The sequence below is a fragment of the Oleiphilus sp. HI0080 genome, assembly GCF_001635135.1.
On sequence record NZ_LWFU01000284.1, the window covers coordinates 1 to 5,962 of the forward strand.

6 protein-coding genes are annotated in these 5,962 nt (G+C 47.9%); all 6 read left to right on the plus strand.

The window, feature by feature from the left end:
* Nucleotides 1-619 (plus strand): alkaline phosphatase family protein (locus A3751_RS02975; protein WP_197466143.1); only part of this gene is annotated, 619 nt, incomplete at its 5' end.
* 57 nt (nt 620-676) lie between these two features.
* A complete protein-coding gene (locus tag A3751_RS02980) occupies nt 677-2,212 on the plus strand; it encodes an arylsulfatase (RefSeq protein WP_068451882.1) in 1,536 nt (511 codons plus the stop codon).
* Nucleotides 2,213-2,315: 103 nt separating this feature from the next.
* Nucleotides 2,316-3,287: a MoxR family ATPase gene (locus A3751_RS02985; protein WP_068451886.1), complete on the plus strand. Its 972-nt coding sequence runs from the start codon at nt 2,316-2,318 to the stop codon at nt 3,285-3,287.
* A gap of 18 nt (nt 3,288-3,305) precedes the next feature.
* A complete protein-coding gene (locus tag A3751_RS02990) occupies nt 3,306-4,235 on the plus strand; it encodes a DUF58 domain-containing protein (RefSeq protein WP_068451889.1) in 930 nt (309 codons plus the stop codon).
* A 79-nt stretch (nt 4,236-4,314) separates the two neighbouring features.
* Entirely contained in the window at nt 4,315-4,881 is a 567-nt protein-coding gene (locus A3751_RS02995) for a DUF4381 domain-containing protein (protein ID WP_068451892.1), read from the plus strand.
* A complete protein-coding gene (locus A3751_RS03000; RefSeq protein ID WP_197466144.1) occupies nt 4,841-5,872 on the plus strand; it encodes a VWA domain-containing protein in 1,032 nt (343 codons plus the stop codon). Before A3751_RS02995 ends, A3751_RS03000 begins: the two co-directional genes overlap by 41 nt.
* Nucleotides 5,873-5,962: the final 90 nt, after the last annotated feature.

Genomic DNA, 5,962 nt, shown 5'->3' on the forward strand with positions numbered 1-5,962 from the left:
TGTACTTAGCGCGGATCATGGCGGCCCGGATACGCCAGGGTATCTTCAATCCAAAGGCATTCCTTCAGCGTATATTGATCCGTCGGCGTGGGAAAAAGACGCTGCGATTGCGCGTATCAAGGCCAAATTCAAGATTAAAGGTAAGTTGATTGAGCAGTACAGCCATCCCTACGTATATTTATCTGATGACGCAGACCAAGGCAGTGATGAGGGTAACCGGCTTCTTGAGCGGGCAGTGGCAAGCGAGCTGCAGAATATGCAAGGTGTTCGTTTAGCGGTATCCAGTCGCGATCTCGCTGAAAATAAAGTGGTTAATGGCCCAATTCATCGAGCTGTTTTGAATAATTTTTATGCGCCACGATCTGGCGATGTTTATGTGGTGTTTGAGCCGAACTGGTTCATAAATGATTTTGATGGCTTACATGTTGCTGCGACGCACGGTTCACCTTGGACCTACGACACGCATGTGCCTATCGTATTCGTAGGTCGTGACATTGAAGAGCAACAAATTATGCGCAAAATATATACGGTTGATGTAGCAAAGACCTTGTCTACACTAGTCGATATTAAGGCGCCTTCGGGCGCATTTGGTGAAGTTCTTTTCGAAGTTTTCGAGTGAGAACAGGTGCCCCGTAGGGTGCTGATATTGAGTCTAAAAACAAAGGGAAGGAAGGTTATGCAAAACGTAAAGCGCTCCATTGCCGGCTTATTTTTATCGATAAGCACGGTAGCGATCGCGGCACCTGAGAAACCAAATATTATGGTGATCTGGGGTGACGATATCGGTATTTCGAACATTAGTGCCTATAGCGACGGAATTATGGGCTATCAGACGCCAAACATTGACCGGATTGCGAACGAAGGAATGCGATTCACTGATTACTATGGTGATCAAAGTTGTACTGCAGGCCGCTCTACATTTATCACCGGGCAGTCAGGGCTTCGCACCGGCATGACGAAAGTTGGTCTTCCTGGGGTCCCTGAGGGAATTCAGGATCGTGATATCACGATCGCTGAAATGCTCAAAGAACATGGTTATGCGACCGGTCAGTTTGGTAAAAACCACTTAGGTGACCGCGATGAGCACCTTCCAACGAATCACGGGTTTGACGAGTTTTTTGGTAACCTTTACCACTTGAATGCAGAGGAAGAGCCGGAAGATCCGGATTACCCGAAAGATCCTGAGTTTAAGAAGAAGTTTGGTCCTAGGGGCGTACTTCATTCTTATGCGGACGGGAAGATCGAAGATACAGGTCCTTTGACTAAAAAGCGTATGGAGCTTGCAGATGAGGAGTTTGTTGCTGCCGCTAAGAAGTTTGTCGATAAAGCGGTTAAAAACAACAAGCCTTTCTTCGTTTGGCTGAACACCACCGGCATGCACTTTAGAACGCATATTGCTGAGAAGAATGTGGGTCTTTCAGGTCAAGGTTTCTATAACGATGTGATGGTACGTCATGATCAGTTGGTGGGTGAAATGCTTGATCAACTAGACGCCTTGAAGATCGCAGATAACACGATTGTTATGTACTCAACGGACAATGGGGTTCACTTCAACACGTGGCCTGACGCTGGTATCACGCCTTTCCGTGGTGAGAAAAACAGTAACTACGAAGGTGCGTACCGGGTACCTGCGATGGTTCGTTGGCCTGGAAAGATCAAGGCGGGCAGTATCTCTAATGAGATTATGGCGCACCTCGATTGGATGCCGACCTTCGCTGCAGCTGCCGGCGATTCAAACCTGAAGGCCGACATGCTGAAGGGTAAAGCGTTCGGCAAGAAGAAATCGAAGATCCATCTTGATGGCTATAACTTCCTTCCGTATCTCACTGGAGAAGTAAAAGAAGGTCCGCGAGATGTCTATCACTACTTAAACGATGAAGCATTCCCAGTTGGTATCCGTGTTGGTGATTGGAAGATGACTTACGCAGAGAACCGAGGAAAAACCATGGCACTTTGGACGGAGCCGTTCACAATGCTACGTATGCCTAAGGTGACTAATTTACGGCGTGATCCTTGGGGTCGTGCAGAAGAAAACTCAAACTCGTACTATGATTGGATGATAGACAAAGCGCCTTATATCTATCTAGGCCTATCGACGACTGCCGAGTTTCTTGCGACGTTCAAAGAATACCCGCCAAGCCAAAAGCCGGGTTCTTGGTCGGTTGAGGCTGTTTACGATATGTTCGTAAGCAAATCCGGAGGCGAGGAATAGTCTCCCGTTCGTTAGCAAAACCCGCTTTATTGGCGGGTTTTGTTTTTATGATGCTTATTTTACTGACTTAAATACGCCTTTTTTGGCGCATTAGGAAACGGTTATGTCTGAATGTCTAAACAACATCAAAGCACTTCGCGCAGCTATGGAGCGTGCAGTGATTGGCCAGAGTGATGTTGTTGAAAAAATAATTATCGGTTTGTTATGCAACGGCAATATTCTTCTTGAGGGATTACCCGGAACCGCCAAAACACGATCTGTGAAAAAGTTAGCCAGTGTCATCGATGCGACATTAGGCCGAATACAGTTTACCCCAGACCTTCTTCCATCCGACGTTACCGGTACCGAGATTTATCACTCAGATGGCGATCAAGAAAAGCTCACGTTTCAAAAAGGCCCAATTTTCGCGAACTTGGTGCTGGCTGATGAGATAAACCGAGCACCAGCAAAAGTACAGTCGGCTTTGTTAGAGGCGATGGAGGAGCGACAGGTTACCGTAGCCGGTAAAACCTATCGGCTTCCTGAGCTGTTCATGGTTCTAGCGACGCAGAACCCGATTGAGCAGGAGGGGACCTATCCTTTGCCGGAGGCTCAGATGGATCGCTTCATTATGAAGGTTAGGGTTGATTACCCAGAAGACGAGGCGGAATTATCGATTATCAGAATGCTCCGAGATGAGGAGAATTTTAGTGATCAAGAGCAAGCCTTAGTGGTTCCTCAGAACAGTATTTTTGAAGCGAGAAAACAAATCGGGCAACTCCATGTCTCAGAGAGTATTGAGAAGTACATTGTTGCGCTCGTCATGGCGACACGACATCCTGAACGTTACGCAGATAGCGCGTTAAGACAATGGATAAGTGTTGGCTCAAGTCCACGCGCGACGATCAACCTAGATCGCGCATCTCGCGCTTTCGCTTGGCTTAACGGTAAGGACTTTGTTGATCCGGATGATGTCCGTTCTGTTCTCAAGCCTGTCTTACGGCATCGCTTAATTCTCAGTTATGAGGCTGCGGCCGAAGGGGTTAGTTCTGATGCGGTGGTGGATGAGCTAATTAAGCAGGTCGCGGTAGCTTAAGGGGCGGTAAGCGTGTCGATGGTAGACAAACACAAAGACTCCAAGGTTTATGCAGATTTTGATCTGCTGATGGCCATGCAGCACAAAGCGGCTGGTTTGAGCTTTTTACCTCGCCACGCAGTTCAGAGCATTTTGTCGGGGCGCCATTCCTCCAAGCTCCGTGGTAGAGGGTTAAATTTTGAGGAGCTTCGGCATTATCGTTCCGGGGACGATATTCGCACCCTGGATTGGAAGGTGACCAATAGAACCAAGAAGCCTCATGTTCGCGTCTATACGGAGGAGCGGGAGCGACGCGTGTTGATGATTGTTGATCAGCGTATCTCAATGTTCTTTGGCAGTAAGGTGAGAATGAAGTCAGTTGCCGCTGCCGAAATGGCAGCTCTCTGCGCTTGGCGTACGCTTGCAGTTGGCGACCGAATCGGCGCCATATTATTTAACGATACCGATATGAAGCAGATCCGACCACAACGTTCTCGAGCGACGGCACAGCGTATACTTTTTGAATGCACGAAGATGAATCACAGCTTGGATGCAGTTCAAAAGAAAGCTCAGAATGAACAGCAGCTTGCGAACGCGTTGTTGGAGGCAGAACGCCTTTGTGGGCATGACTGCCTTGTGGTTGTAATTAGTGACCTAGCTGGCTGGTCCGACGACGTGCTGGGATCGATTCGCAGATTGAGCGTCCATAATGACGTAATCGTACCATTTGTATTTGACCCCTTAGAAAAACACCTTCCCGAGAAAGACTCTTTGGTGGTGAGTGATGGGAGCATGCAAATAGAGGTCGATGGTCGGAAAAAATCGTTAAAGGAGAAGTTTACCGCGGAGTTCGCCGCTTCGTTTGAATCGGTTCAAGACGAATTGAAGAAGTACTCTGTGCCAGTAATACCAATTGATACCGTTGCGCCCGTAGAAGAGCAATTGCGACATGCGCTAGGCTTGTCTTGAACACTTTAGGTATTCTTTTAAATTAGAGCTTCGCATGAATTCAACCCTACAAAGAGATTAAACTGAGCCTGGAATTCTAATGGAAAGTGTCGACGAGTCGTTCGCAAATACCTTTGGCAACTATATTCTCCACGGCATTAACGAAGTAGTGCTTCCGCAAAGCGTATCATGGTTTCCGCAAACAATCGGTTGGCAGATTATGTTCTTCGTGGCGTTGCTTTGTATTCTCGTTAAGTGCGCTTCGCTGCTTATTCGTTGGTATTACAACCGTTACCGGTCCGAGGCATTAAAGGTGTTGGATGCAGCGGCGGCGTCAGGAGATAGGCTGGAGTTGTCCCGTAAGCTCCCAGAAGTGTTAAAGGCCACAGCCTTACAAGCCTACTCACGCGAAATGGTCGCACCGCTTTCGGGTGATGCATGGGTGGCTTTTCTCAACCGAACGTCCCCAACGCCGTGTTTTGATTCCGAGACTGGCAAACTACTGGCGCGCCTTGCGTATGAGCGCGTAGATAATCTGTGTTTGAGCGAGACCCAGCTTGAATCGTTATTGGTTGCGGTAAAGCATTGGATAGAGTCGCATCAAACAACGATTCCACGCGTTCGCGATGTATTGCGTCACACTCTATTTGGGCGAGTCGATGCTTGAGCTTGCCTATCCACTAATGCTCTTTGCATTACCTCTTCCGCTTCTCGTTTATTGGCTGTTGCCAAGTTATAAACAACAAAAGAGTTCGGTTAAAGTCCCTTTCTTTAAACGCGTAGTGATGGTTTCTGGTGAAACACCCTCGCAAGGCGCTGTTATCGCATCCCGAATGCTTGTCCAAAGAGTGTTTCTTGTTTTGGGTTGGGTGTCGATTGTGTTCGCGTTGGCGCGTCCAGAGTATGTCGGTGAGCCGGTTGTGATTGAAAAAGCGGGCCGTGATCTTATGGTTGCAGTCGACTTGTCCGGGTCAATGGAAGCAACAGATTTTCTAGATGGAAAAGGCCAGACCATTGATCGATTGAGCGCGGTCAAACAGGTACTGGAAGAGTTTGTTGCTCAGCGAGAAAACGATCGACTTGGTTTGATCGTGTTCGGTGATGCGCCTTTTATTCAGGCACCTTTCACCGAAGACCATGCTGCATGGCTGACTTTGCTCGACGAGACAGCAACAGGCATGGCTGGGCAGAGTACAGCCGTAGGGGATGCAGTCGGGCTTGCGATCAAGGCGTTTGAAGGCAGTCGTTCGGAAAACAAGGTCTTGCTCGTCTTAACTGATGGAAACGATACAGGAAGTAAAGTACCACCGATTGATGCCGCAAAAGTGGCGAGTAATTTCGGTATTACGATTTACACCATCGCAATTGGCGACCCGACAACTATGGGTGAAGAAGCGCTAGATGCGGAGACGTTAGAGCGAATGGCAGAAGAAACCGATGGAGGATTTTATCAGGCGCTTGATCGTGAATCCTTATCTGAGGTCTACCAGAGAATTAACGAATTGGAACCGGCGGTATTTGATTCGATAAGCTTTCGACCGAAAACCAGTTTGCACCATTATCTCTTGGGATTTGTCGTGCTGATCTACGTCCTACTTTTTGTTTTTATGACGCTTCGCTTTGAAGGTCAAAGAAAACCGACCAGAGGTAATGGATGATAGATCTTTCAATGCTTGCAGCATTTCATTTTATTCGTCCTTGGTGGTTGGTCGCACTTATTCCATTGGCCTATACGGTTTGGCGTTTGC